Raw genomic sequence first — 24,544 nt, 5'->3', positions numbered from 1 at the left:
CCCGCGGGGGCTCAGCCCCCGAGGATACGGGAGAGGTAGCGGGCGACGGCGCGCACGGCGGCCATCGTGGACGGGTAGTCCATGCGCATGGGGCCCACGACCCCCACCTTCGACTGCGGCCCGTAGCCGGTGGCGACGACGGCGGCCTCGGACAGGGGGCCCTCGGCGTTCTCCGTGCCGATCCGCACGGCCACCCCGCGGGCGTCCTGCTCCATCTCGGACAGCAGCCGGAGCATCACCACCTGCTCCTCGAGGGCCTCGAGGACCGGGCCGATGCTCAGGTGGAAGTCCCCGGTGGAGCGGGCGAGGTTGGCGGTGCCGGCCATGACCATCCGGTGCTCGGCACCCCCGGCGGCGAGGGCGCCGACGGCCTCCCCCACGGCGGCGGCGTCCGGCTGCAGCGGCGGGGCGGTGCCCGCCGCCATCACCGCGAGGGCGTCCGGCACCGCGGTCAGGGAGCGCCCGACCACGGCGGCCAGCACCCGAGCGCGCAGCTCGAGCAGCTGGGACTCCTCGAGGGGCGCCCGCAGCACGGCGACGCGCTGGGCCACCCGGCCGTTGGTGGGGATGAGCACCACGAGCACCCGGCCGCCCCCGAGGTCCACGACCTCGACGTGGCGCACGGTGACGCCGGAGGCGTGCGGGTACTGCACGACCGCGACCTGCTGGGTGAGCTGCGCGAGCAGCCGCACGGTGCGCTCCATGACGTCGTCGATGTCGGCGGCGTCGTCGAGCAGCCGCTGGATGGCCCGTCGTTCCGGGCCCGAGAGCGGCTTGACGGCCGCGATCTGGTCGACGAACGTGCGGTACCCCTTGTCCGTGGGGATCCGGCCCGAGCTCGTGTGGGGGGCCGTGATCAGGCCCTCCTCCTCGAGCGCGGCCATGTCGTTGCGCACGGTGGCCGAGGAGACGCCGAGCCGGTGCCGGTCCACGAGGGCCTTGGAGCCCACGGGCTCGCGGAAGTGCACGTAGTCCTCCACGATGGCCTGCAGGATCTGCAGTCGTCTCGGATGGTTCACGTCGCTCCTCCCCGGTTCGTCCTCGTCCCCGACCCGTCCTGGCACTCGGGTGGGCACAGTGCCAACGCCGTCCAGTGTAGCCCCCGTGTCCGACGGCCGGTCCGCCGCCCGCGGTTTGGTACGCTTCCGGCTGATCCGCGCCGGACGCGCGGCACCGCGACCCGGGAGGACGACCATGAGCGACCACGGCTGGGGGCCGCGCAGCCTCGACGACGACGCCCTCGCCCGCCGCCGGCCGGTCTCCGCGGAGGTCCCGGTCGCCCCGGGCATGCTGCTGGAGGACGTCACGACCGGCTGGGTCGGCGCCGTCGTGTCCCTGGAGACCATCGGCGGCATGCGCGTGATGGGCCTCGAGGACCGGAGGGGGCGGGTCAAGGCGTTCCCCCTGGGACCGGGCTTCCTGCTCGAGGGCGATCCCGTGGTCGTCGTCGAGCCCCGACGGGCCCCCGCCGCGAAGAAGCCTTCCCGCACGCGCTCGGGGTCCGTGGCCGTCGAGGGGCTGCGCGCGAGCACCGCGAAGGCCTCCCGCGTGTGGGTCGAGGGCTACCACGACGCCGAGCTGGTGGCCAAGGTCTGGGGGCACGACCTGGCGGTCGAGGGCGTCGTCGTGGAGCCGCTGCACGGCATCGACGACCTGCCCGCCGCCGTGCGGGAGTTCGGGCCGGGCCCCGGGCGGCGGCTCGGCGTCCTCGTCGACCACCTCGTGGCCGGTTCCAAGGAGTCCAGGATCGCCGCGGAGACCATGCGCCTGCCCGGCGCCGCGGGCAACGTCCTGGTGCTGGGCCACCCGTACGTCGACATCTGGCAGGCGGTCAAGCCGCGCACGCTGGGCATCGACGGCTGGCCCGTGGTCCCGCGGGGCACCGACTGGAAGACCGGCACCGCCGCCGCCCTCGGGTGGCCGCACCGCACCCCCGGCGACCTGGGACGGGCCTGGCAGCACATCCTCTCCCGCGTGGACAGCTACGCCGATCTCGAGCCGTCCCTGCTGGGCCGGGTGGAGGAGCTCATCGACTTCCTCACCGCGCCCGGGGCCTGACCCGGTCCCCTCACCGCGCCCGGGGCACGACCGGGGGCGTCACAAAGGCACACGTGCGCGGGCGCGATCCCCGGCCGTCCGGACCGGTCGGTAGGATGGTCGTGTCCCACCCACTGTCCGCGGCCCCGCCGCGGTCCCACCGCCGAAGGACATCCGTGCCCGTGCAGACCGACCCCCGATCGAGCCGCGACAACGCCGGGGCCCCGTTCGAGGGCCTCTCCCCCGTGGCCCAGCCGCTGACCGTCTCCGAGGACCACCAGTGGGCGACCCTGGCGCACTTCGGCGGCGTCGTCGGCTTCCTCCCCTCGTTCCTCGTCCACCGCGTCTTCCGCGGGCGCGGCCCGTTCACCGAGCAGGAGTCGAGGGAGGCCATGAACTTCACCCTGCTGCCGACCCTCGTGGTGGTGGCCGGGATCCTGCTCGCCCCGGTGCCGTTCATCGGGTGGTTCTTCGCGCTCGCCGCGGCCGCAGCGTGGCTGCTGCTCGCGGTCGGCTCCCTCATCGGCGGGGTCCGGGTCAACGGCGGCGAGCCGCACCTGTACCGCTTCAACACCCGGCTCTACGACCGGCTGGCCGACCGCCTCCGCGAGCGGTCCCGGGCGCGCGCCGCGCGCGGCTGACACCGTTCCCCGCCGGGGCGCTCCTGCCGGGGCGTCCGATCCCCGCGCACGTGGTCGTGACCGGGTCGGTCGGTCCTCGAACAGGCTCTCCCGACGGGGTGCCCTCGTCAGGTGAGCAGCCGCCGCACCACGGCGTCGCCCAGGAGCCGGCCCCGCAGCGTCAGCACCACCGTGCCGCGCAGCGCCGCCGCGGGCTCCACCAGACCGTCGGCGATCAGCCCGGCCACCGCCGCACGCCCGTCGTCGGCCAGGGCGGCCGTGGGCAGTCCGTCCCGGATCCGGGCCTCGAGCATCACGCGCTCGAGGTGCCGGGTCCCCGCGTCGAGGATCTCGCGCCCGGCCGCGGGCGACTGCCGCGCGCGCACCCGGTTCGTGTAGGGCACGGGGTGCTTGAGGTTCCACCAGCGCGTCCCCCCCACGTGCGAGTGCGCCCCGGGGCCGATCCCCCACCAGTCCTGGTTGCGCCAGTACGCGAGGTTGTGCCGGCTGCGGTGGGCCCCGGCGTCCGCGCCGCCGGCGGGCCGGGCCCAGTTGCTCACCTCGTACCACTCGAAGCCGGCCTCCGCGAGCACCCGGTCCGCGAGCTCGTACTTGTCGGCCTGGTCGTCCTCGTCGATCGGCGGGACCTCACCGCGCCGCATCCGCGCCGCGAGCTTCGTGCCGTCCTCGATGATCAGCGAGTACGCGGAGACGTGATCGGGCTCGTAGCCCACGGCCGTGCGCACGGAGTGCTCCCAGTCGGCGAGGGACTCCCCCGGGGTGCCGTAGATCAGGTCCACGCTGACGCCCAGGCCCGCCTCGCGGGCCCACCGGACGGCGCGCGGCACGTTGTCGGGGTCGTGCGTGCGGTCCAGGACGGCGAGCACGTGCGGGACGGCGGACTGCATCCCGAAGGACACCCGGGTCACCCCCGCGGCCGCGAGCACCGCCAGGGACTCGGGCGTCACGGAGTCCGGATTGGCCTCGGTGGTCACCTCCGCGCCCGCGGCGAGCCCGAAGCTCTCCCGGGCCTGCACCAGGACCGCGGCGAGGTCCTCGGCGGGGAGCAGCGTGGGGGTGCCGCCGCCGAAGAACACGCTGTGCAGCCGGCGGGGGGCGGCCCCGGAGTCCTCGAGCACCCGGCGCGCCCAGCGGACCTCCGCCGCGGCGTCGCCGGCGTAGGCGTCCTGGGACACCCCGGGCCCGAGCTCCACGGCCGTGTAGGTGTTGAAGTCGCAGTAGCCGCACCGGACCGCGCAGAACGGCACGTGCACGTAGAGGCTGAGCGTGCGGTCTGCGGAGCCCTCGGCGGCGGAGGGCGGCAGCAGTCCGTCGAGCGGGCCGGGCAGGCCCTCCGGCTGGGCGGGGGCCACTACTTCTTCTTGTCCTTCGCCCCGGCCTCGTCGGAGGACAGCGCCGCGACGAACGCCTCCTGGGGGACCTCCACGCGGCCCACCATCTTCATCCGCTTCTTGCCCTCCTTCTGCTTCTCGAGCAGCTTGCGCTTGCGCGAGATGTCGCCGCCGTAGCACTTGGAGAGCACGTCCTTGCGGATCGCCCGGATGTTCTCGCGGGCGATCACCCGGGAGCCGATGGCCGCTTGGATGGGGACCTCGAACTGCTGGCGAGGGATGAGTTCGCGCAGCTTGCCGGTCATCATCACCCCGTAGGCGTACGCCTTGTCCCGGTGGGTGATCGCGCTGAAGGCGTCCACCGGCTCGCCCTGCAGGAGGATGTCCACCTTGACGAGGTCCGCGGCCTCCTCGCCCTCGGCCTTCCAGTCCAGGGACGCGTAGCCCTTGGTGCGGGACTTCAGCTGGTCGAAGAAGTCGAAGACGATCTCGGCCAGGGGCAGCCGGTAGCGCAGCTCCACCCGGTCCTCGGAGAGGTAGTCCATGCCCTTGAGCTGACCGCGCTTGGACTGGCACAGCTCCATGATCGCGCCGATGAACTCGGACGGGGCCAGCACCGTCGCGGCGACCATGGGCTCGCGGATCTCGGCGATCTTCCCCTCGGGGAACTCGGACGGGTTCGTGACCATCCGCTCGGAACGGTCCTCGAGGGTGACGTTGTAGCTCACGGAGGGCGCGGTGGAGATCAGGTCGAGGTTGAACTCGCGCTCGAGGCGCTCCCGGACGATCTCGAGGTGGAGCAGGCCCAGGAACCCGCAGCGGAAGCCGAAGCCCAGGGCCGCGGAGTTCTCGGGCTCGTAGACCAGGGCGGCGTCGTTGAGCTGGAGCTTGTCCAGGGCGTCGCGCAGGACCGGGTAGTCGGAGCCGTCGATGGGGAACAGCCCCGAGAAGACCATCGGCTTGGGGTCCTCGTAGCCGCCCAGGTCCTCGGTCGCCGGCCGCTGGTGGTTGGTCACGGTGTCCCCCACCCGGGACTGGCGCACGTCCTTGACCCCGGTGATGAGGTAGCCGACCTCGCCCACGCCCAGTCCCTCCGTGGGCTTCGGCTCGGGCGAGATGACCCCGATCTCCAGCAGCTCGTGCTGCGCGCCGGTGGACATCATGCGGATCCGCTCGCGCGGGGTCAGCCGGCCGTCGACCACGCGGACGTAGGTGACCACGCCGCGGTAGGTGTCGTAGACCGAGTCGAAGATCATGGCCCGCGACGGCGCGTCCGCGTCGCCCTGCGGGGCGGGGACCAGCTCCACGATCCGGTCGAGCAGGGCCTCGACGCCCTCCCCGGTCTTGCCGGAGACCCGCAGCACGTCCTCGGGGTCCACGCCGATGAGGTTGCCGAGCTCCCGGGCGTACTTCTCCGGCTGGGCCGCGGGCAGGTCGATCTTGTTCAGCACCGGGATGATCGTGAGGTCGTTCTCCATGGCCAGGTAGAGGTTGGCCAGGGTCTGCGCCTCGATGCCCTGCGCGGCGTCCACCAGGAGCAGGGCGCCCTCGCAGGCGGCCAGGGACCGGGAGACCTCGTAGGTGAAATCCACGTGCCCCGGGGTGTCGATCATGTTCAGGGCGTAGTCCGTGCCCGCCACGCCCCAGGGCATCCGCACCGCCTGGGACTTGATGGTGATCCCGCGCTCGCGCTCGATGTCCATCCGGTCCAGGTACTGGGCCTTCATCTCGCGCGTGGTGACCACGCCGGTGGCCTGCAGCATCCGGTCCGCGAGCGTGGACTTCCCGTGGTCGATGTGGGCGATGATGCAGAAGTTGCGGAGGATCGACGGGTCGGTCGAGGCGGGAACCGGGGCATTGACGGCCAGCGGTGACACGGGCGGTCCTTTCTCCGGGAGAACGTCGCTTCCGGCAGGTGCTGGGGCTACCGGCGGGCGGACCGCGCCGGGGATTCAACTGTCCAGTTTCCCACGTTCGGTCATGGAGAGCCATTTTGCTCCGTACGGGCCCGACGACGCCGGGCGGTCCCTGCCTAGAGTGGGCGCATGAAGCTGAACCTCGGCACCCTGGCCCGTCTCGCCGCCCGCGCCGTGGACGTCTACCAGCGCTCCGGACGGGGCCGCCCGGAGGAGCCCCGTCCGGGTCGACGCGCCGCGTCCCCCTCCGCCCGGCCCGGGCCCACCGTGCCGTCCAGGGCCGGCGACGGCCGCCCCGAGGGGCTCTCCCGCCCCTACCCCGGGGACTGGACCGGGCCGGTCCGGCCTGTCTACCGCCCCCTGTCCGACGGCGAGGCCGATCCCGGCGAGATCGTGTGGACCTGGGTGCCCTTCGAGGAGGACCACCGCCGCGGCAAGGACCGGCCCGTGCTGGTCGTGGACCGGGCCGGGGACCACCTGCTGTGCCTGATGCTCACCTCCCGGGACCGCGGCGACGGGCCGGCGCAGGACCCCGACTACGTGGACGTCGGGACGGGTGCGTGGGATCACCGGGGCCGGCCGTCCGAGGTCAAGCTCGACCGTGTGGTCCAGGTGCTGCCCGCGGACGTCCGGCGGGAGGGCGCGGTCCTGCCGGAGCACCTCTTCGACCGGGTGGCCGGACGGCTCCACCGCCTGCGCGGCTGAGCAGGCGGGGCCGGCGCGCTCCGTGTCGGCGCTGTCCGGCGGCGGGGCGTGGTCTGCTAGACTTTTCTGCTGTGTGTCCGCGCTGGTCGTCGGGCACTGCAGGGCGGTCGCCACACGGGCGTCCCCACTCCCACTCAGTCACATGGCTGTCCTGTTTGCCCTCACTGACCGAATTCCGCACCCATCGCCAAGGAGTGACACGTGGCCAACATCAAGTCCCAGAAGAAGCGCAACCTCACGAACGAGAAGTCGCGTCTGCGCAACAACGCGTACAAGTCCGAGCTGAAGACGCTGGTCCGCCGCGTCGACGAGGCCGTCGGCGCCTCCGACAAGGAGACCGCCCAGGACGCCCTGCGCGTCGTCTCCCGCAAGCTCGACAAGGCCGTCAGCAAGGGCGTCCTGCACAAGAACAACGCGGCCAACAAGAAGTCCGGTCTGGCCAAGCTGGTCGCCAAAATCTGATCCCGGTTCCCCGCGAACCGCGCCCGCCGCACCGGCGGGCCGCACGGAGGCCCCGTCCCGCTCAGGGACGGGGCCTCCGTCGTGCCCGGGGGACCCCGTCCGACCGCGGACGGACAGCGCTCAGCGGCGGCCGTACAGGGCGATGGTCGTGATGGCCCGCTCCACCGCGTAGGCGGGGTCCCGGCCCTCGCCCTTGACCTGCGCGTCGGCCTCGGCCAGCGCCCGCAGCGCCCGCACGAGGTCCGCCTCGGAGAAGCGCCGGGACTCCTCCTGCGCCCGCTCCACCTGCCACGGCGCCGCCCCGATGCGCTGGGCGAGCTGGCCCACCCCGCCGCGGGTCCCGTGCACCTGGGCGATCGTGCGCAGCTTGGCGGCCAGCGCCCCGACCATCGGGACGGGGTCCACCCCGGTGTCGAGGGCCTGGCGCCACAGCTTGAGGGCGGTCTCGGCGCGTCCGGCCAGCGCGGCGTCCGCGACCTTGAACGCGGTGGCCTCCACGCGCCCGCCGTAGTACTTCTCGACGTCGTCGAAGCTGATGCTCTCGGGGCCGTCGGAGAGCAGCTGGGCGCACGCGGCGGCGAGCTCCGCCGTGCTGCTGCCCACGGCCGCCGCGAGCGCGCGGGCGGCGTCGGGGTCGATGCGGCGCCGGTGGGTGCGGAACTCGGTGACGATGAAGTCGGTCTTGTCGCGGTCGTTCTTGAGGGGCTTGCACTCCACGACGGCGGCGCCGGCGGCCTTGAGGGCGTCCAGGAGCTTCTTGCCGCGGTTGCCGCCGCTGTGCTCCCAGAGCACGACGACGTCCGGGTCGGGCGCCTGGACGTAGGCGAGGCCGTCGGCGAGGCAGTCGTCGTTCATGGCGGCGAGGTTGGTGACGTGGAGGAGCTTGGCGTCGTCGAACAGGGAGGGGCTGGCGAGCGCCGCGAGCTGCCCGGGGGCGTAGGCGGCGGCGTCGACGGTGGAGAGCTCGACGGGGCCGCGCCGGTCCTTGAGGACCGTGCGGACACGGTCGCGGGCGCGGGCGGCGAGGTAGTCCTCGGGGCCGGTGAGCAGGATGAGCGGGGTGGGCTCGACGTCGCGCCAGGTGGGTCCGGCGGTGGGTGTGGGGCGCCGCGGTGGGGTCATGGCCGCGTCCTCCTGTCGTGGCGGCCGGGTCGGGCCGCGTGCTGGGCGGGGTGGGTTCCAGCTTCCCACGTCCGGGCGACATGTGGTGGCGGGCCCCCGGTCGGCGGCCGGGCGGGACGGCGCGGGGGCTCGCCGGTCCCGGAGGACGGTGGAACGGACCGCCGGCCTCCTGTACGGTCGGGAACGGCATGTGAGACCCGTCACCCCCCTCGGAGGATTCCCATGACCGTGCTTCCCCGCCTCGCTGTCCCGGCACTCGCCCTGGGCGTCCTGGGCATGGCCGTCTCCCCCGCGGGGGCCGACCAGACCGGGCCCGTCACCGGTCCCGCCGCCGGTCCCGTCACCGGCTCTGTCGCCGAGACCGCGCCCGCCGCCACGTCCGGCGCCCCGGGCTACGCCGTGGCCGGGGCGGGTGTGCTGGCCGTGGTCGGCTCCGCCGTCGTGGCGCGGCGCCGCAGCGGCACCTGCTGACACACCGCCTCGGGGGTCCTCCCGGCCCAGCCACCGGTGACGTGCGTCCCGGCCCCTCCGCCGACGGGCGGACCACCGTGACGGGACGCAGGGAGCGCGCGGACCGGCGGCACGGAACCGCAGCACCTCCGGGGTCGCCCGCTTCCCTGTCGGGGAGGGTCGGGGAACCGATGGCGACAGGTGTCGTCACCGTGCCGTCTCGCTCCGACCGGCCACGACCGTCGGCGCTAGTCTGAGGGCACTGTCGAGCAAGCGAGGCCCTCGTGAGTATTCCTTGGCACACCCGTCCCGCCGCGGACGTCACCGGAGCTCTCGACGTGGATCCGGTGCAGGGGCTGTCTGGCGAGCAGGTCGCGGAGCGAGCCCGGCGCCACGGCCCCAACGTGCTGGCCGAGGCCGCCGGGGTGCCGGTCTGGCGCAAGGTCCTGGGCCTGCTCTCGGACCGGATGACGATCGTGCTGCTGGTCGCGGCGGTCGTCTCCGCGCTCGTGTCCCGGGAGTGGAAGACGCCGGTGGTGATCCTGCTGGTGGTCGGCTTCAACACGGTGCTCAACTACGTCCAGCAGGCGCGGGCCGAGTCCTCCCTGGCGGCGCTGCGCAAGATGTCCGTGATCACCGCGCGGGTGCGCCGGGACGGGCGCGACGTGGAGGTGGACCAGGCCGACCTGGTGCCCGGGGACATCGTGCGGCTCGAAGCCGGGGACCTGGTCCCGGCCGACGCCCGGGTGCTCGAGGCGGCACAGCTGCAGGTCGCCGAGGCGGCTCTCACCGGGGAGTCCCAACCGGTGGACAAGAACACTGCCGCGGTTCCCGATCCGGACGTGCCTCTCGGAGACCGGTCCAACCTGGTCTTCATGGGCACCGAGGTCACCCGCGGGCGCGGCGTCGCCGTGGTCACCGGCACGGGAGCGGCCACGCAGATGGGATCGATCGCCGGGATGCTCGAGTCCGCCGGCGAGGCCCGGACTCCCCTGCAGCGCCGGATCGACCGCCTGGCCCGTCTGCTGACCCTCATCGCCTTCGTGGTCGTGGGCATCGTCGTCGTCCTCGGCCTGGTGCGCGGGCAGCCCTGGACCGAGCTGATGCTGACGGCGGTGTCCCTGGCGGTGGCCACCATGCCCGAAGGGCTGCCCGCGGTCGTCGCCTTCACCCTGGCGATGGGCGCCCACCGTCTGGCCCGGCGCGGGGTGATCATCAAGCAGCTGTCGGCGGTGGAGACCCTGGGGTCCACCACGCACATCGCCACGGACAAGACCGGCACTCTCACCCTCAACGAGATGACGGTGCGGAGGCTGGTCCTGGACGGCTCCGCGTACCGCGTCACCGGTGAGGGGTACTCCACGGAGGGGCGCATCATCGGTCCCGACGACGCCCCGGTCCGGCCCTCGCCCGACGTCCTCCTCGCGATGGCGCTGTGCAGCAACGCCACCGTGCGGGACGGGCAGACGATGGGCGATCCTACGGAAGGCGCCCTGGTGGTGCTGGCCGGCAAGGGCGGCATGGACGTCGAGGGAGCCCGTCAGGAGCATCCGCGCGTGGCGGAGGTGCCCTTCGACTCCGACTACAAGTTCCACGCCACCTTCCACGAACGGACCACCGCCCTCGGGACCACCACGACGGCCGGTTACCAGATGTTCGTCAAGGGTGCCCCGGGCGTGCTGCTGGACCGCGCCGACTCCGTCCTCACCGCCGAGGGCCCCCGGCCCCTGACGGCCCAGGACTCCACCCGCATCCTCGCCGGCGTCGACGAGCTGGCCGGCCAGGGACTGCGCACCCTGCTGATCGCCGGCGGACGCCTCGACAGCGGTGGACCGGGCGCGGGTCCGCTGCCCGACGACGGGGCGCAGCTGCGGGGCCTCGTGACGCGTCTGACCCTGTACTGCCTCGTGGGCATCATGGATCCGCCGCGGCCGGAGGCCGCCGATGCCATTGCCGCGGCCCACGGGGCGGGCATCGCGGTGCACATGATCACCGGGGACCACCTGCGCACCGCCTCGGCCATCGCCCAGTCGCTCGGGATCCCCGCCGAGGCCGCGTCAGGAGCGGACCTCGACGCGCTGGACGACACCGAGCTCGCCGACCGTGCCGCCGGGTACGGGGTGCTGGCCCGGGTCGCCCCCGAGCACAAGATCCGGTTCGTGCGCGCTCTGCAGACGAACGGGGAGGTGGTGGCGATGACCGGCGACGGGGTCAACGACGCCCCGGCCCTGAAGCAGGCCGACATCGGCATCGCCATGGGCATCACCGGCACCGACGTGGCCAAGGGCGCGGCGCGGATGATCCTCACCGACGACAACTTCGCCACCATCGTGGCCGCGGTCGAGGAAGGACGCGGCATCTACGACAACATCCTCAAGTTCGTGCGCTTCCAGCTCTCCACGACCTGGGGGTTCGTCATGATCTTCCTGATCTGCGGGGTCACCGGGCTCGCCGGCGGGGCACCGTTCACTGCCCTGCAGATCCTGTGGGTGAACATCATCATGGACGGTCCTCCCGCCTTGGCCCTGGGGGTGGATCCCACCGATCCCGAGGTGATGCGCCGGCCTCCGCGCCCGCCCGGCGAGGCCCTGCTGACGAGGCGGCGGGTGGCGCGCATCCTCCTGGCCGCCACCGTGATGACCGCGGGCACCCTGGCGGTGCTGCTGGTGGACGACAGGTGGTTCCCCGGCATCTCCGCGGCCGGTGCCACGGCCCTGGCGTTCACCACCTTCGTCTTCTTCCAGGTCTTCAATCTGCTCAATGTCCGCTCCGAGTCCCGCACCGTGTTCAGCCGGCGGACGTTCACCAACCGAGCCGTCTGGGCGGCCCTGGCCGCGGTCGTGGTCCTGCAGGTCGCGGTGGTGCACGCCCCCTTCCTGCAGGGCGTGTTCGACACCACCGCCCTCACGGGCGCCCAGTGGCTCGTGGCCGTGACGATCGGGTCCACGGTCCTGTGGGCCGAGGAGTTGCGCAAGCTCATCGGGCGGACGCGGCGCCGACCGGCCGGTGCACGGGCACGACCGGTGCCCCGGCGGCTCCGCTAGCCCAGGGGCACGGCGACAAGGCGCTGCTCCTGTCGGACGATCGCCACACCGCCGTGCTCGTCGGTGCGCAGCAGCGGCACCCCGCTGCGCTCCAGGTGGGCGAGGATCCGGGGGTGGGGGTGACCGTAGTCGTTGCCCCGGCCGACGGAGACGAGGGCCAGCCGGGGGCCGGCCGCGTCGAGGATCGCGGTGCCGCCGTTGCGGGCGCCGTGGTGGGAGACCTTGAGGACGTCGACGTCGACGAGCGCACCGGCCGTGCGCAGCAGGGCGCGGGCGCCGTCCTCCTCGAGGTCACCGGTGAGCAGCCAGGAGTGGGTCCCGCCGTCCTCTCCGGTGAGCTCAGCACGCAGCACCAGGGAGGCATTGTTCTCGTCGGAGGAAGACGGGTCGCTCCAGCGCCCCGGTGCGGTCGGCTCCGGGGCGAGGACGGTCAGGCGCAGTCCGCCCAGGGTCAGGGTCTCCCCCGGGGCCGGGCGGCGGGCCGGGGTGCCGGGCAGGGCATCGGTCAGCTCGTCCGGCGGCGCCGCGGCCGCCGTGGCGTACCAGATCTCGCCGATGCTCCCGTGCCCGGCGAGGGCGGGCAGTCCGCCGGTGTGGTCGGCGTGGGCGTGGCTGAGGACCACGAGGTCCAGGTGCTCGACCCCGCTGCGCCGCAGGCACCGTGCCAGGGCCTCCGGGTCGGGGCCGGTGTCCACCAGGACGGCCCGCCCGGGCGCCGTGCGCAGGAGCACCGCGTCGCCCTGGCCCACGTCGCACAGCACGGCCTCCCACGCCGGCGGCGGGCGGCGTGCGTCCACGGCGGCGCGGACGGCGAGCAGCACGACGACGAGCAGCACGACGGCGGCGGCCTCCGTGCGCCGGCGCCGGCGCCGGCGTGCCTGCACCCGCCAGTGCTCCTCCGGGACGGGGGCCGGGGCGAGGCCCTCGTGCAGGGTCCCGGCGGTCGGCGCTGGCCGCCGGCGGCGAACGTCGAGGGCGTGCACGGCGAGCAGGGCCGCCGCGCTCGCCAGGGTCATCAGCAGCACGCCCGGCAGGCCCTGGGGCCACGGGGCCAGGGCCCCCGGGGCTCCGGCCAGCGCCCGGGCGGTGCCGGCGACGAGGCGCGCCCCCAGCGCGCCCACTCCCAGGGGCGGCACGGCCGCCGCGGCTCCCACCCCGTCGGGCACGTTCAGCAGCAGCAGTCCCGCGAGGCCGCACACGGTCACCACCGGCACCAGCGGGGCGGCGAGGACGTTGGCCGGCAGGGAGTACACGGGCACGTCGGGCTGGAGGAGCACGAGCACCGGGGCGCACCACAGCTGGGCGGCCGCAGGGATCGCGACCGCCACGGCGAGCACCTCCGGGACCCGGGTGCCCAGCCACCGGGTCAGCGGCCGTCCGCTGACCACGATCCCCGCGGTGGCCAGCACCGACAGGACGAAGCCGTACTCGGCGGCGAGCGCGGGCCGGGCGACGACGAGGGCGATCACGGCACCCGAGAGGGTGGCCAGGGACACGGCGGTGCGTCCCGTGAGGAGGCTGAGGGCGGCGAGTCCTCCCATCACGGCGGCGCGGAGCACGGACGGGTCGGGACCGACGAGGGCCACGAACGCGGCCAGGGCGCCGAGACCGGCCGCCAGGCAGGTGCGCCGTCCGGCGCCCACGGACAGGGCCGCGTGCCCCGCCAGGGCCGTGACGAGGGCGCAGTTGGCGCCGGAGACGGCCGTCAGGTGGGTCAGCCCGGTGTCGCGCATGGCCTGCTCGAGCTCCGGTCCGATCCCGGCGCGCTCGCCGAAGGTCATCCCGGGCAGCAGCCCCGCGGCGTCGGGGCCCAGTCCGGCCGTGGCGAGCACGAAGCGCTCGCGGACCTGCTCCCGCCGGGCGGGCTCCCGCGCCGGGAGGTCCACCGGCAGGGCGGCGGCGCGCAGCACCGGGGGTCCGGGGGACGGCGGGCCGGCGGTGAGCACCGCGGTGATCCGTTGCCCCGGGACCAGCCCCTCCCACGCCGGCCCGTCCGCGAAGACCGTGGCCGTGACGTCGACGGGTCCGCCGCCGCCCTCGTGGGTGACCCGTTCGAGGCGCAGCACGAGGACCACGCCCGAGCGGTCCTCGCCCTCGTGTGCCGGCTCGGGGGCGGGCGCCGTCCACCGCCGGGGCGGTTCGGCCACCTCCGCCGTGACGGCGAGCGTCCCGCCCCCGGCCAGCGCCTCCCCGAGCGGGCCGTGGAAGGTGTCGCGCTGGGCGGCCGCGGCGCTCAGCAGCACGGCCGTGACCGCGAGGGCGCTCAGGGCCACGGCCGACCACGGCAGGGCCCGCCGCACCCCGGGGGCGCGGGGCCGCCCTCCGGGGGACTCCTTCCCGCGGAGGGCGCGGGCCACGAGGAGGACCAGGGCGGCGCCGAGCACCAGCGCGGCCAGGTAGAGGGCCCCGGCGGCCGCGACCCGGTCGAGGGGCAGGTGCCCGGTGAGCAGGCCGGTGAGCCACGCGCCCAGGGCGGCGGGGACGAGCCGCAGGTCCCAGGTGCGGCCCGGCGCACGGGCGTCGCGGTGCTCCTGGTGCTCCAGGGCGCCGGCCCACCAGACGGCGGGGTGCTTCACACGGTCACCAGCGGGCCGAGGGCCTCCATCAGGGCGGGACCGATCCCCGGCACGGCGTCGAGATCGGCGACGGCGGCGAACCCGCCGTGCTCCTGCCGGAACTCCACGATCCGGCCGGCCAGTACCGGGCCGACCCGCGGAAGGGTGTCCAGTTCGGCCGCGGTGGCCGTGTTGAGGTTCAGCGTCCCGCCCGGAACCGCCCCGTCCGGCCCCCCGGTCCCGGGCGGCGCTCCCGCGGTCCCGGCTCCCGGGGTCCCGAGAGCGACCGGGGCTCCGGGCGCCGGGACGGGTGCCGTCGCGCTGTCCGGGACGAGCACCTGCTGACCGTCCGTGACGGGGGCGGCCAGGTTCACGGTGTCCGTCACGGCGGCCTCCGTGAGCCCTCCGGCGGCCTCGACCGCGTCCACGACGCGGGCCCCGTTCTCGACGGACACGACACCGGGGCGGGCCACCTCCCCGGTCACGTGCACGTACAGCGTCGGACCCGCCGAAGGCGTCGGCGCGGTGGGTGGCCCCGGCGGAACCGTCCCGGGTCCGGTCTCCGTCCCCGCGTCCGCGCCGGACAGGTCACCGTCCCCGGTGTCGTGGTCGGTGTCGTGGCCGGTGCCCGGCGCGGTGCCTCGCTCGGTGTCGCCGCCCAGATCCGCCTCGGCAAGGACGGGGCGGCCGGCGGTCTCGGGGGCGCCGCCGCCGTCCTCCGCGGGCCCCAGCACCGTCCAGGCCGGCCAGGCGAGCGCGGCCAGGCCGATCAGCAGCAGCGAGGCCGGCACCCGGGTCCGGGCGGCGACCTGCCGACGGTGGGCGGGGACCGGCCCCGACGGCTGGTCCGCGGGCGAGGGCACCGTCCCGGGGGCGATGGGCTCGGCACGGGCCTCGGCCAGCAGCGCCGCCAGCCGTTCGGCCGGTGGCGGAGCACCGGGCGCTGCCGCGCCGCCGGGGCTGCCCTCCGCGGCGGGCCCGGGCGAGGTGGAGGTCGCGGGCGGGGTGGAGGTCGCTCGCCGTCGGGCGCGCGGCACGGTACCGGTCATGGTCCCAGCTCACCCCGGCCGGGCGGGCCCGTGCTCCGGCGGGGACCCCGCTGGGGACGCGGGCGGCCCCGGAGGGCGCCTGTGGAGCCCGGGCACCGGCCCGGCCCCCGGCTCCGATGACCGACCCGGGATCCGGGACGGGACCCGGAGCCGGCGGGGCGTCGTCGTCGTGCTCCCTGCTGCGGGAGCGCCGGCTCAGGCCACGATGTTGACGAGCTTGGGCGCGCGCACGATCACCTTGCGGATCTCGGCGCCACCCAGCTGGCGGCGGATCGTCTCCGAGCCCAGGGCCAGCTCGCGCAGGGCGTCCTCGCCGATGTCGGCGGGCACCTCGAGCCGGTCCCGGACCTTGCCCTTGATCTGCACCACGGCGGTGACGGTGTCGTCCACCAGCAGCTCCGGGTCGACCGCGGGCCAGCCGGCGACGACGACGGAGCCCTCGTGCCCCAGCGCGTGCCACATGTCCTCGGCCGTGTACGGGGCGACCAGCGACAGCAGGACCGCGACGACCTCGACGGCCTCGCGCACGGCGGGGTCGGCGGGCCCGCAGCCGGAGTCGATGGCCTTGCGGACCACGTTGACCAGCTCCATGGTCTTGGCGATCACCACGTTGAACTTCGCGGCGTCGAGCAGCTGGGCGGAGTCGTCGACGGCCCGGTGGGTCGCCCGCCGCACGGACAGGTCCCCGGCGGCCGGGTCGGCCCCGGGGGCGCAGGCCACGTCCTGGGCCAGGCGCCAGGCCCGGGCCAGGAACTTCTGGGAGCCCTGCGGGGACACGTCGGCCCAGTCCACGTCGTCCTCGGGCGGGGAGGCGAAGACCATGGTCAGGCGCACGGCGTCCACCCCGAACCGGTCGAGCTGCTCGCCCAGGTCCACGCCGTTGCCCAGGGACTTGGACATCGCCCGGCCCCCGTTGAGCACCTGGCCCTGGTTCAGCAGCGCCTTGAACGGCTCGGTGAAGTCCACGAGCCCCAGGTCGAAGAGCACCTTGGTGAAGAACCGCGAGTAGAGGAGGTGCAGGATCGCGTGCTCCACGCCGCCCACGTACTGGTCCACGGGCAACCACTTGCGGGTCTCCTCGAGGTCGAACGCGGCGTTCTCGTCGTTGGGGGAGACGAAGCGCAGGTAGTACCAGGAGGAGTCCACGAAGGTGTCCATGGTGTCGGTGTCCCGCAGCGCGGGGCCGTCGCAGGACGGGCAGTTCACGTGCACCCAGGACTCGACCGCGGCGAGGGGCGACTGGCCCTTGGGGGCCAGCTGCTCCCCGCGCAGGTCGTCGGGCAGCCGCACCGGCAGCTGCTCCTCCGGCACCGGGACCTCGCCGCAGGCACCGCAGTGCACGATCGGGATCGGGGCGCCCCAGAAGCGCTGCCGGGACAGCAGCCAGTCGCGCAGCCGGAAGTTGACCTGGCGGTTGCCGGTGCCTGCGGCCTCGACCAGGCCGATGGCGCGCTCGATGGCCTCGGTCTTCTCCAGCCCGGACAGCTCGCCGGAGTTGATCAGGGTGCCCTCGCCCGTGGTGGCGGTCCCGGTGACGGCGGGATCCTCCTCCCCGGTGTCCAGCACCGCGCGCACGGGCAGGCCGAAGGTGCGGGCGAAGTCGAGGTCGCGCTGGTCGTGGGCGGGCACGGCCATGATCGCGCCGGTGCCGTAGTCGGCCAGCACGTAGTCCGCGGCCCACACGGGCAGCTTCTCGCCGTTGAGCGGGTTGACGGCGTGGCGGCCCAGGAACACCCCGGTCTTCTGCCGGTCGGTGGCCTGGCGCTCGATGTCGGACAGCGCCTTGACCTGCTCGCGGTAGGCGGACAGCTCCTCGGCGTGCTCCGGGGCGACGATCTCCCCGGCCAGCTCCGCGTCCGCGGCGACCACGAAGAACGTGGCGCCGTAGAGGGTGTCGGGGCGGGTCGTGAACACGGTGACCTCCCGGTCCGTCCCGCCCGCGCCGGCACCCTCGATGGCGAAGCGCACGTGGGCGCCCTCGGAGCGCCCGATCCAGTTGCGCTGCATGGCCAGCACGCGCTCGGGCCAGTGCCCCTCGAGCGCGGCCATGTCCTCGAGCAGCCGATCGGCGTAGTCGGTGATCTTGAAGTACCACTGGTTCAGAGCCTTCTTCGTCACCGGGGTGTGGCAGCGCTCGCACGCCCCGTTGACGACCTGCTCGTTGGCGAGCACCGTCTGGTCCTTGGGGCACCAGTTGACCGGCGAGTTCTTGCGGTACGCCAGGCCCTTGCGGTGGAACTGCAGGAACAGCCACTGCGTCCACCGGTAGTACTCGGGATCCGAGGTGTGGATCTCCCGGGACCAGTCCGCGCTGATCGCGTAGCGCTGGAAGGAGGCCTTCTGCGTCGCGATGTTGGCGTAGGTCCACTCCGCCGGGTGGGCGTCGCGCTTGATCGCCGCGTTCTCCGCCGGCAGGCCGAAGGAGTCCCAGCCGATCGGGTGCAGCACGTCGTAGCCGCACTGGCGCCAGTACCGGGCCACCACGTCACCCATCGCGAAGGCCTCCGCGTGCCCCATGTGCAGGTCGCCCGAGGGGTACGGGAACATGTCCAGCACGTAGCGACGCTCCCGCGAGCCGTCGTCGACGGGCGCGTAGACCTGCTGCTCCGCCCAGAACGACGGCCACGCCGCCTCGATGGCGCGGAAGTCGTACCCGGTGGTCTCGGTCGTGTGCTGCTGTTCGGTCACGGTCCTCGCCTTCGCGGTGGTGGACCGCCGCCGGCCCTCGGAACGGGCGGCGCGCGGTCGCGTGGGCGGCACCCGGGCATCACGGATGCCCGGCGGTGCGCCGACGGTGGTGGAATCCCTCCCATCCTAGCCCAGGGCCGCCCGGCGCCCCCGCCCGCAGGCGCTAGCATCGACAGCGGGCCGGGACGCACCGGGCGTCCGGCGGGCCCGCAGGGAGGAACCATGGCGGCTGCGGCCGGCGCACCGCACGGCGGCGCGACCACCGGCACGGGGCACGACGCCGACGTGCCCGACAGCGCGGTGCAGAACCCCTGGGCCGAGCGGCGCAGCATGGTCCTGGACGGGCACAAGGTGCGCTACTGGTTCTACGACGTCGACCGGGCCCCCAAGCCCCTGCTCGTGCTGGTGCACGGCTTCCGCGGCGACCACCACGGCCTGCAGCTGATCGCCGACCGGCTCCGCGAGCGCTACCACGTCGTCGTCCCCGACCTGCCCGGCTTCGGCCGCTCCGAGCCCTTCCCCGACCGGCCCCACGACATCGCCGGGTACGCGGACTTCCTGCGCGGCTTCGTGGAGACCCTCACCGACGGCGCGGTGCACGACGGCGCCCCGCACGGTGCCGCCGTCCTGGGCCACTCCTTCGGCTCCGTGGTCGCCGCGCACTTCGCCGCCGCCCACCCGGCGATGGTCGAGCGGCTGGTGCTCGTCAACCCGATCTGCGAGCCCGCCCTGGAGGGCGGGCAGGCGCTGCTGAGCCGCCTGACGGTGGGCTACTACCGGCTGGGCCGGATCCTGCCCCGGCGACTGGGCCACCGGCTGCTCTCCAGCTGGTCCGTCACGGACGCGATGAGCAGGGTCATGACCAAGTCCCAGGACCCCCGGGTCCGCGGCTACGTCCGCCACCAGCACCGCGCGTACTTCTCGGCCTTCGCGGACCGGGACGTGCTGCTGGAGGCCTACGAGTCCTCGATCTCGCACACCGTCGCGGAGGTCGCGATGCAGCTGACCATGCCGACCCTGCTGGTCGTGGGCGCGCAGGACGAGCTGGGCTCGCTCGCCGCGCAGCGGACCATGGCCTCCTGGATCCCCCGCCACCGCCTCGAGGTCCTCGACGACGTGGGCCACCTCATCCACTACGAGGCCCCCGGGCGCACCGCCGAGCTGGTCCACGAGTTCCTCTCCTCCCCCGCCCCCGAGCCGCTCCCCGGGCAGCTCCCCGGGCCGATCCCCGGACCGGACGGGCCGCCGCCTGCGCTGCACGCGCAGGCGCCCCCCGCCGACGCCCCCGCCCCCGACACCACCCCGTTCACCGGGCTGCAGCGCATCGTGCGCCGCGGACGCCAGGAACACCGACGCGGACACCGCCGGTGAGGCTGCTCCTGGACGCCCGCTACACCCGTCTCGACCGCCACGACGGGATCAGCCGCTACGGGGCGAGCCTGGCCGAGGCCGTGGCCGGTCTCGCCGACGGGATCCCCGGCCTGGACGTGGCCGTGCTCGTCAGCGATCCCCGCCAGCTCGCGCTGCTGCCGGACGTCCCCCACGTCACCGGCCCCTCCCCCGTGTCGGCCGCCGAGGCGGCCACGGCGCTGGTGCTCAACCGGTACGCGCCCGACGTCGTGTTCTCCCCCATGCAGACCATGGGCTCCGCAGGCCGCCGGCACGGGCTGATCCTCACCCTGCACGACCTCATCTACTACGACCACCCGCAGCCGCCCGCGGACCTGCCCGCCGCCGTGCGCGCGGGCTGGCGGCTCTACCACCGGGCCTGGTGGCCCCAGCGGGTCCTGCTGGACCGCGCCGACGCCGTGGTGACCGTCTCGCACACCACCCGTGAGCTCATCGCCGCCCACCGGCTCACCCGCCGCCCCGTGCACGTGGTGCCCAATGCCCCGCAGCCCGGCTCCGTGCTCCCCACCGCGGAGGCGCTGGAGCGGCTGCCCCGGCGCGGCCGGACGCTGCTCTACATGGGCTCCTTCCTGCCCTACAAGAACGTGGAGACCCTGCTGCGCGTGGCCGGGCGGCTCCCGGACCACGAACTGCACCTGCTCTCCCGGATCTCCCCCGCCCGCCGCGCCCAGCTGGAGACCCTCGTCCCGGACGGGGCGCGGGTCGTGTTCCACGACGGGGTGGACGAGGCCGAGTACTCCGCCCTGCTCGCCGAGGCCGCCGCCCTGGTGCACGCCTCACGGGCCGAGGGCTACGGGCTGCCGCTCGTGGAGGCGCTCGCGGCGGGCACCCCCGTGGTGTGCAGCGACCTGCCGATCTTCCGGGAGGTCACCGGGGGCGCCGCCGGCTACGCCGCACCCGACGACGACGCCGGGTTCGCCGCCGCCGTGCGCGCGCTCGAGGACCCGGCCCGGGCCCGGACCCAGGTGCTGGACGGGCTCGAGCGGGCCCGGGCCTACTCGTGGGAGGCCTCGGCGCGGGAGCTGCTCGCAGTCGCCCGCGGGGTGCACGAGCGCCGCGCCCGCCGCCGCTGTCCTTGACCCGCCCCTGTATGGGGCACCCACCCCGCCGGTGAGCGCGCCACGGAGTCCGGGCGGACGGATCGTTCCGCGACGGAGAGGGGCCCACGGTGCGCCGGTGCACCGACATGCTCGAGGTGACCGAGGTGGCCCTGCCCGCCGCTGCCGCGGCATACCGTCTGAAGAACGCCCCCTGGTCCTGGAATCGCTCATGCCCGTCACTTCGCCCGGGCACCTACTGGCCGTGGCAGTCCCGACGACCCTGGTCGACTCGCACGAGAGCAGCGCGATGGACACGACGGCGGGCCGATCTGCGCCGCACGTCGTCGACAGCACCTTCACCGCCGCGGGCGGGACCGATCAGCAACGCTGGCGGTGGCGGCAACGGCGGTGAGGGCGCTCACCAGGACCAGCGGTACCCAGGCGGCCTGGGTGATGGTGGCGCCGGCGGCCGCGGTGCCGGCTGAGCCTGCGGCGATCTTGAGCGCGCCCACCCAGATGAAGACCTGGCCGCGGGACTCGAGGGGTGCGTACTCGCTGCGCGCGGCCAGGGTGGCTGCGAAGAACATCGCGTTGCCGATCCCGGCGAGCCCGAAAGCCACCAGTGCGGTCGTCAGGGTCGGGGCCAGCACGACCACGGTGAGGGTGGCCGCGACGAGGACGGCGAGGGCGCTCATGAGGCGGTCCGCCTCCCCGCGCAGCGGCCACAGCATCAGCCCGGCCGATCCGAGCAGATTGCCGGCGCCGTAGGCCGCCACCAAGGTGCCTGCCGCGGCGGCCCCGCCCAGCTGCGCGGCGACGGCCACCGCGTAGATCGGGAGCGCGGCGACGGAGAACGCGACCGTCACGGTGAGCCCGAGCGTGCGGCGCAGCGGGCCGCACCTGAGGATCGTACGCAGTGTCCGCGCCGGGGAGGGCACCTCCACGGTCGCATCGCGTGGCTGTTGGCGGGGCAGGGCGAGCACCGCACCGGCGCCGAGCAGCGCGGCCGCGGCCAGGGCCAGGGTCGCGGCGAGGGGGCCGGTGGTGGCCGCGATCCAGGCCACGGCGGCGGGGCCGAGGGTGCCGCTGAGTCCGTAGCTGGCCACGTCCCAGCTCTGGGCCCTGCGCTGGCTGCGCTGTGCGGGTCCGGCGATGGCGGGCAGGCGGCTGCTGATCCCGCCGGTGAGCATCGGCCCGAACAGACCGGAGACGAAGAGCAGCACGGCCGGGACGACCGGCCAGGTGATCGGCAGCAGGATCGCGGCCGCACCCAGCAGCACGCCGTGGAGCACGGCTGAGACCGCGATGACCTGCCGCCCGTCGCGGGCGGTGTCCAGGCGTCGGGCGATGAACGGTCCGAGCAGGTGGGGGGCGGTGATCGAAGCACCCAGCAGTCCCGCCACCCACCCGGGCAGTCCGCTGGCCTGGGCCAGCAGCACGATGGCGACCACCGCGCCCCCGTCGGCACTGCGCACCAGGGTCGCGGCGAAGACGTAGCGTGCCAGCGCCGCGCCCCGGCGTTCTCCCCCTGGGGGAAGCCGGGTGTCAGGGTCGATGGTCGAGTCCGAGGTCATCGACGATCTGCGCCACCCGGGCGCGCTGCTTCTCGTCCAGCCCCTGGATCGGCAACGGCAGACAGCCCCTGGGTGTCAGGTCCAGGTGTTCGGCGATCGCGGCCACGACCCGCAGGCTCCCGGACTCGGCGAAGAGCTGCCACAGCGGTGCCAGCCGCTCGGAGGCGGCCGACGCTTCGTCGGCGCGCCCGTCCAGGGCGGCGCGGGTCAGGCGCAGCGCCGGGCCCGGCAGCGTGCCGGCGATGACCGAGTACCAGGCATCGCACCCGGCGGCCATCCCGGCGGCCGCCATGGCGTCCCCGGAGATCCCGATGCTCACGTGCCCCGGAATCACCGCGCGGATCTCGCTCACCCGCGCCTGTGCCTGCTGCGGGTCGGCGGGCACGCCGGGGATCTTGACGGAAGCGATGCCGGGCAGCTTCCCGATGCGTCCGTAGAGCTCGGTGGTGAAGGTGAAGCGGGTGGTGCCCGGGTTGTCGTAGACGATCACCGGCACCGATGAGTGCGCGGTGACGGTGTCGAAGAGCGCGAAGACGTCGTCGTCGGTCAGGGGCTGATACGTCATCGGCGCCAGCAGCACCGCGGAGGCCCCGGCCTGCTGGGCGTGCTCGAGGTGGGTGAGGACCTGGGAGGTCCGCAGCGCCCCGATCCCGACGAACACCGGGACGCCCCCGGCGTGCTCGACCGCCAGGTGGGCGACACGGCTCCGTTCCTCGGTGCTGAGGTAGGCGTAGGAGCCGGTGGACCCCAGAGCGGTGATGGAGTCGACCTGTGCGGTCGCGAGCCTTCGGACCAGGCCGGTGAAAGCCGCCTCGTCCACGGCATCGTCGGCCAGCGGGGTGAGGGGAAAAGCGCTCAAGCCGGTGATCATCGGATCAGGCTCCTGTATCGGGTGTCGTGCCGGCGCCGAGCCCGTCGACGGCGAGCAGCACAGCGCGGTGGTCCGGTCGCAGCGCGAACACCTCGTCCTCGACCCGGGCCCCGGCGAGGACCTGCTCCAGCACGCTCAGCTCAGTCATCGGAGACCTCCGAGTGGTGTCCCGAGCCCACGCCCGGTTCGTAAACGGTCAGGGAGAACCGGGCCGGCTCGGCGCTCGGATTGGCGTAGGCGTGGGCGACGTCGCCGGGGAAGGAGACCGCGTCCCCGGCCTCGAGGGTGATCGACTGCTCGGCGACGTCGAGAGTGACCGTCCCCTGCTGGACCTGCAGCAGCTCCTTGGTGCCCCGGGTGTGGGCCTCACTGCTGTGCCGGTCACCGGGACTCAAGGTCCAGTCCCACAGCTCCACCACGTCCGGCGGTGCGGTCCCGGCCACGAGAACCCCCCGGCCGCCGGCCTCCCCGCTCCAGAAGGCCGCCCCCTCGCCGTACCGGGTGACCTTCAACGATGCCGTCTCGGGCAGCTCGACCAGCGCGGGCAGTCCGATGCCCAGGGCGTCGCTGATCCGCAGCAAGGTCCCCACACTGGGATTGGTCGCACCCTGCTCCACGTTGACCAGCATCCGGCGGCTGACCCCGGCGACCTCGGCCAACTGGTCCAGCGTCCAGCGCCGGGACTGCCGCTGCTGTTTGACCCGGGCGCCGATGGCCGCCATGAGAGTCGTCGTGCCCTGATCCATGAGTGCAATATATTGCATTGTTCAGTGCACCGTCTATGCTTCGGCAGTATGACTCGAGGATTTCGTCAGGTCGACGTGTTCGGCGACGACACGTGCACCGGCAACCCGGTGGCGGTGGTGCTCGACGCGCAGGGTCTCGACGACGAGACGTTGCGACGGTTCTCCGTGTGGTCGAACCTGTCCGAGTGCACCTTCGTGCTCCCGCCCACCACCCCCGGTGCGGATTACCGGGTGCGCATCTTCAGCCTCAGCAGCGAGCTGCCCTTCGCCGGGCACCCCACTCTGGGCACCGCCCGGGCATGGCTGGATGCCGGAGGCCGACCGGGGACCCCGGGGATGGTGGTACAGGAGTGCGGTGCGGGCCTGGTGTCCGTGCGCGTCGACGGTGATCGGCTCGCCTTCGCCGCCCCGCCGCGGATCCGGTCCGGCCCCGTCGGCACCGGCATGCTCACTGCCGTGATCGAGATTCTGGGTGTGGCGCCGGACAAGGTCGTGGACGCGGAGTGGCTCGACAACGGGCCGGGCTGGGTCGGGGTCCTGCTCGACAGCGCCGACACCGTCCTGGGGCTGCGCCCCGATGCGTCGGCGCATCCGGGCCGGTGGGACATCGGCGTGATCGGGCCGCACGGTGCGGATGCGGAAGCCGACTTCGAGCTGCGCGCGTTCTTCACCGAAGGGGCCGAGCCCCTGCGGGAGGACCCGGTGACCGGCAGCCTCAACGCCGCCGCCGCCCAGTGGCTCCTGGCCCGAGAAGACACGACGACGCCGTACCTCGCCACCCAGGGAACCGCCATGGGCCGACGCGGTCGCATCCACATCAGCACCGAGGGCGACAGGATCTGGGTCGGCGGACGAGCCGACGTCGTCGTCTTCGGTACCGCCGCGCTGTAACTCACCGCCTGC

General features: G+C 74.2%; 20 protein-coding genes. 9 read left to right on the top strand and 11 right to left on the bottom strand.

What is annotated here, in order from left to right; all coding sequences use genetic code 11:
• Positions 1 to 11: 11 nt before the first annotated feature.
• Positions 12 to 1,019 (bottom strand): heat-inducible transcriptional repressor HrcA, encoded by a 1,008-nt coding sequence (gene hrcA, locus ACFYE3_RS04805; protein ID WP_387606559.1) that lies wholly within the window; start codon positions 1,017 to 1,019, stop codon positions 12 to 14.
• A 175-nt stretch (positions 1,020 to 1,194) separates the two neighbouring features.
• Between hrcA and ACFYE3_RS04800 the strand changes: the two genes are divergently transcribed.
• Together ACFYE3_RS04800 and ACFYE3_RS04795 are read left to right on the top strand one after the other, a co-directional pair.
• The gene (locus ACFYE3_RS04800; RefSeq protein WP_368831019.1) at positions 1,195 to 2,058 is read left to right on the top strand and encodes a DUF3097 domain-containing protein; all 864 of its coding nucleotides are present in this window, start codon (positions 1,195 to 1,197) and stop codon (positions 2,056 to 2,058) included.
• Positions 2,059 to 2,213: 155 nt separating this feature from the next.
• Entirely contained in the window at positions 2,214 to 2,678 is a 465-nt protein-coding gene (locus ACFYE3_RS04795) for a DUF4870 domain-containing protein (RefSeq protein ID WP_387606558.1), read from the top strand.
• A gap of 107 nt (positions 2,679 to 2,785) precedes the next feature.
• Here the strand turns inward: ACFYE3_RS04795 and hemW are convergent, their stop codons facing one another.
• Both hemW and lepA read right to left on the bottom strand, forming a co-directional pair.
• Positions 2,786 to 4,030, bottom strand: coding sequence for a radical SAM family heme chaperone HemW (gene hemW, locus ACFYE3_RS04790; RefSeq protein ID WP_387606556.1), 1,245 nt, complete (start codon positions 4,028 to 4,030; stop codon positions 2,786 to 2,788).
• Positions 4,030 to 5,886 (bottom strand): translation elongation factor 4, encoded by a 1,857-nt coding sequence (lepA, locus tag ACFYE3_RS04785; RefSeq protein ID WP_387606554.1) that lies wholly within the window; start codon positions 5,884 to 5,886, stop codon positions 4,030 to 4,032. The genes hemW and lepA overlap by 1 nt, the downstream gene beginning before the upstream one ends.
• Positions 5,887 to 6,054: 168 nt before the next feature.
• On the opposite strand from lepA, the gene ACFYE3_RS04780 reads away from it, so the two are divergent.
• Together ACFYE3_RS04780 and rpsT are read left to right on the top strand one after the other, a co-directional pair.
• Entirely contained in the window at positions 6,055 to 6,630 is a 576-nt protein-coding gene (locus tag ACFYE3_RS04780; RefSeq protein WP_387606551.1) for a type II toxin-antitoxin system PemK/MazF family toxin, read from the top strand.
• A gap of 201 nt (positions 6,631 to 6,831) precedes the next feature.
• Positions 6,832 to 7,092, top strand: a complete 261-nt coding sequence (gene rpsT / locus ACFYE3_RS04775) for a 30S ribosomal protein S20 (RefSeq protein ID WP_017833968.1) — start codon at positions 6,832 to 6,834, stop codon at positions 7,090 to 7,092.
• Positions 7,093 to 7,212: 120 nt separating this feature from the next.
• Here rpsT and holA read toward each other — a convergent pair whose 3' ends face one another.
• Positions 7,213 to 8,214 carry a DNA polymerase III subunit delta gene (gene holA, locus ACFYE3_RS04770; protein ID WP_387606548.1) on the bottom strand — a complete coding sequence of 334 codons (1,002 nt, stop codon included), beginning with the start codon at positions 8,212 to 8,214 and terminating at the stop codon, positions 7,213 to 7,215.
• 222 nt (positions 8,215 to 8,436) lie between these two features.
• Here holA and ACFYE3_RS04765 point away from each other — a divergent pair, with 222 nt between their 5' ends.
• Together ACFYE3_RS04765 and ACFYE3_RS04760 are read left to right on the top strand one after the other, a co-directional pair.
• Positions 8,437 to 8,685: a hypothetical protein gene (locus ACFYE3_RS04765; protein ID WP_387606546.1), complete on the top strand. Its 249-nt coding sequence runs from the start codon at positions 8,437 to 8,439 to the stop codon at positions 8,683 to 8,685.
• A 263-nt stretch (positions 8,686 to 8,948) separates the two neighbouring features.
• A complete protein-coding gene (locus tag ACFYE3_RS04760) occupies positions 8,949 to 11,708 on the top strand; it encodes a cation-translocating P-type ATPase (protein WP_387606543.1) in 2,760 nt (919 codons plus the stop codon).
• Here the strand turns inward: ACFYE3_RS04760 and ACFYE3_RS04755 are convergent.
• The 3 genes from ACFYE3_RS04755 to leuS all read right to left on the bottom strand — a co-directional run bounded on the left by ACFYE3_RS04755 (position 11,705) and on the right by leuS (position 18,000).
• Positions 11,705 to 14,284 (bottom strand): ComEC/Rec2 family competence protein, encoded by a 2,580-nt coding sequence (locus ACFYE3_RS04755; RefSeq protein WP_387606540.1) that lies wholly within the window; start codon positions 14,282 to 14,284, stop codon positions 11,705 to 11,707. The genes ACFYE3_RS04760 and ACFYE3_RS04755 overlap by 4 nt on opposite strands.
• Complete coding sequence (locus ACFYE3_RS04750; protein WP_387606538.1) at positions 14,281 to 15,312, bottom strand: helix-hairpin-helix domain-containing protein; 1,032 nt, start codon at positions 15,310 to 15,312, stop codon at positions 14,281 to 14,283. Before ACFYE3_RS04750 ends, ACFYE3_RS04755 begins: the two co-directional genes overlap by 4 nt.
• Positions 15,313 to 15,507: 195 nt before the next feature.
• On the bottom strand, positions 15,508 to 18,000 hold the full coding sequence (gene leuS / locus ACFYE3_RS04745) for a leucine--tRNA ligase (protein ID WP_387606535.1): 2,493 nt from the start codon (positions 17,998 to 18,000) through the stop codon (positions 15,508 to 15,510).
• A 222-nt stretch (positions 18,001 to 18,222) separates the two neighbouring features.
• Here leuS and ACFYE3_RS04740 point away from each other — a divergent pair, with 222 nt between their 5' ends.
• Together ACFYE3_RS04740 and ACFYE3_RS04735 are read left to right on the top strand one after the other, a co-directional pair.
• A complete protein-coding gene (locus ACFYE3_RS04740; protein WP_387606532.1) occupies positions 18,223 to 19,371 on the top strand; it encodes an alpha/beta fold hydrolase in 1,149 nt (382 codons plus the stop codon).
• Entirely contained in the window at positions 19,368 to 20,489 is a 1,122-nt protein-coding gene (locus ACFYE3_RS04735) for a glycosyltransferase family 4 protein (RefSeq protein ID WP_387606530.1), read from the top strand. Before ACFYE3_RS04740 ends, ACFYE3_RS04735 begins: the two co-directional genes overlap by 4 nt.
• 317 nt (positions 20,490 to 20,806) lie before the next feature.
• Here the strand turns inward: ACFYE3_RS04735 and ACFYE3_RS04730 are convergent, their stop codons facing one another.
• Genes ACFYE3_RS04730 through ACFYE3_RS04715 form a run of 4 tightly spaced genes read right to left on the bottom strand, consistent with a single transcriptional unit; the run spans position 20,807 to position 23,641 of the window.
• Entirely contained in the window at positions 20,807 to 22,024 is a 1,218-nt protein-coding gene (locus tag ACFYE3_RS04730; RefSeq protein ID WP_387606528.1) for an MFS transporter, read from the bottom strand.
• Positions 21,996 to 22,895: a dihydrodipicolinate synthase family protein gene (locus ACFYE3_RS04725; protein WP_387606526.1), complete on the bottom strand. Its 900-nt coding sequence runs from the start codon at positions 22,893 to 22,895 to the stop codon at positions 21,996 to 21,998. Before ACFYE3_RS04725 ends, ACFYE3_RS04730 begins: the two co-directional genes overlap by 29 nt.
• 4 nt (positions 22,896 to 22,899) lie before the next feature.
• Positions 22,900 to 23,043, bottom strand: coding sequence for a hypothetical protein (locus ACFYE3_RS04720; RefSeq protein WP_387606523.1), 144 nt, complete (start codon positions 23,041 to 23,043; stop codon positions 22,900 to 22,902).
• Complete coding sequence (locus tag ACFYE3_RS04715) at positions 23,036 to 23,641, bottom strand: helix-turn-helix domain-containing protein (protein WP_387606520.1); 606 nt, start codon at positions 23,639 to 23,641, stop codon at positions 23,036 to 23,038. The genes ACFYE3_RS04720 and ACFYE3_RS04715 overlap by 8 nt, the downstream gene beginning before the upstream one ends.
• A gap of 48 nt (positions 23,642 to 23,689) precedes the next feature.
• On the opposite strand from ACFYE3_RS04715, the gene ACFYE3_RS04710 reads away from it, so the two are divergent.
• Positions 23,690 to 24,532 (top strand): PhzF family phenazine biosynthesis protein, encoded by an 843-nt coding sequence (locus tag ACFYE3_RS04710; protein WP_387606518.1) that lies wholly within the window; start codon positions 23,690 to 23,692, stop codon positions 24,530 to 24,532.
• Positions 24,533 to 24,544 lie beyond the last annotated feature (12 nt).

The sequence above is a fragment of the Kocuria arenosa genome (genome assembly GCF_042879215.1).
Classification (GTDB): domain Bacteria; phylum Actinomycetota; class Actinomycetes; order Actinomycetales; family Micrococcaceae; genus Kocuria; species Kocuria arenosa.
The sequence above is the reverse complement of the archived record's forward strand: the minus strand, read 5'-3'. Positions and strand labels throughout refer to the sequence as shown.

Excerpts from the sequence above, each read along its gene's own strand:
- ACFYE3_RS04800 (WP_368831019.1), top strand. The coding sequence starts at position 1,195 with ATGAGCGACCACGGCTGGGGGCCGCGCAGCCTCGACGACGACGCCCTC.
- ACFYE3_RS04780 (WP_387606551.1), top strand. The coding sequence starts at position 6,055 with ATGAAGCTGAACCTCGGCACCCTGGCCCGTCTCGCCGCCCGCGCCGTG.
- holA (WP_387606548.1), bottom strand. The coding sequence starts at position 8,214 with ATGACCCCACCGCGGCGCCCCACACCCACCGCCGGACCCACCTGGCGC.
- ACFYE3_RS04765 (WP_387606546.1), top strand. The coding sequence starts at position 8,437 with ATGACCGTGCTTCCCCGCCTCGCTGTCCCGGCACTCGCCCTGGGCGTC.
- ACFYE3_RS04750 (WP_387606538.1), bottom strand. The coding sequence starts at position 15,312 with ATGACCGGTACCGTGCCGCGCGCCCGACGGCGAGCGACCTCCACCCCG.
- ACFYE3_RS04740 (WP_387606532.1), top strand. The coding sequence starts at position 18,223 with ATGGCGGCTGCGGCCGGCGCACCGCACGGCGGCGCGACCACCGGCACG.
- ACFYE3_RS04730 (WP_387606528.1), bottom strand. The coding sequence starts at position 22,024 with ATGACCTCGGACTCGACCATCGACCCTGACACCCGGCTTCCCCCAGGG.
- ACFYE3_RS04725 (WP_387606526.1), bottom strand. The coding sequence starts at position 22,895 with ATGATCACCGGCTTGAGCGCTTTTCCCCTCACCCCGCTGGCCGACGAT.
- ACFYE3_RS04720 (WP_387606523.1), bottom strand. The coding sequence starts at position 23,043 with ATGACTGAGCTGAGCGTGCTGGAGCAGGTCCTCGCCGGGGCCCGGGTC.
- ACFYE3_RS04715 (WP_387606520.1), bottom strand. The coding sequence starts at position 23,641 with ATGGATCAGGGCACGACGACTCTCATGGCGGCCATCGGCGCCCGGGTC.
- ACFYE3_RS04710 (WP_387606518.1), top strand. The coding sequence starts at position 23,690 with ATGACTCGAGGATTTCGTCAGGTCGACGTGTTCGGCGACGACACGTGC.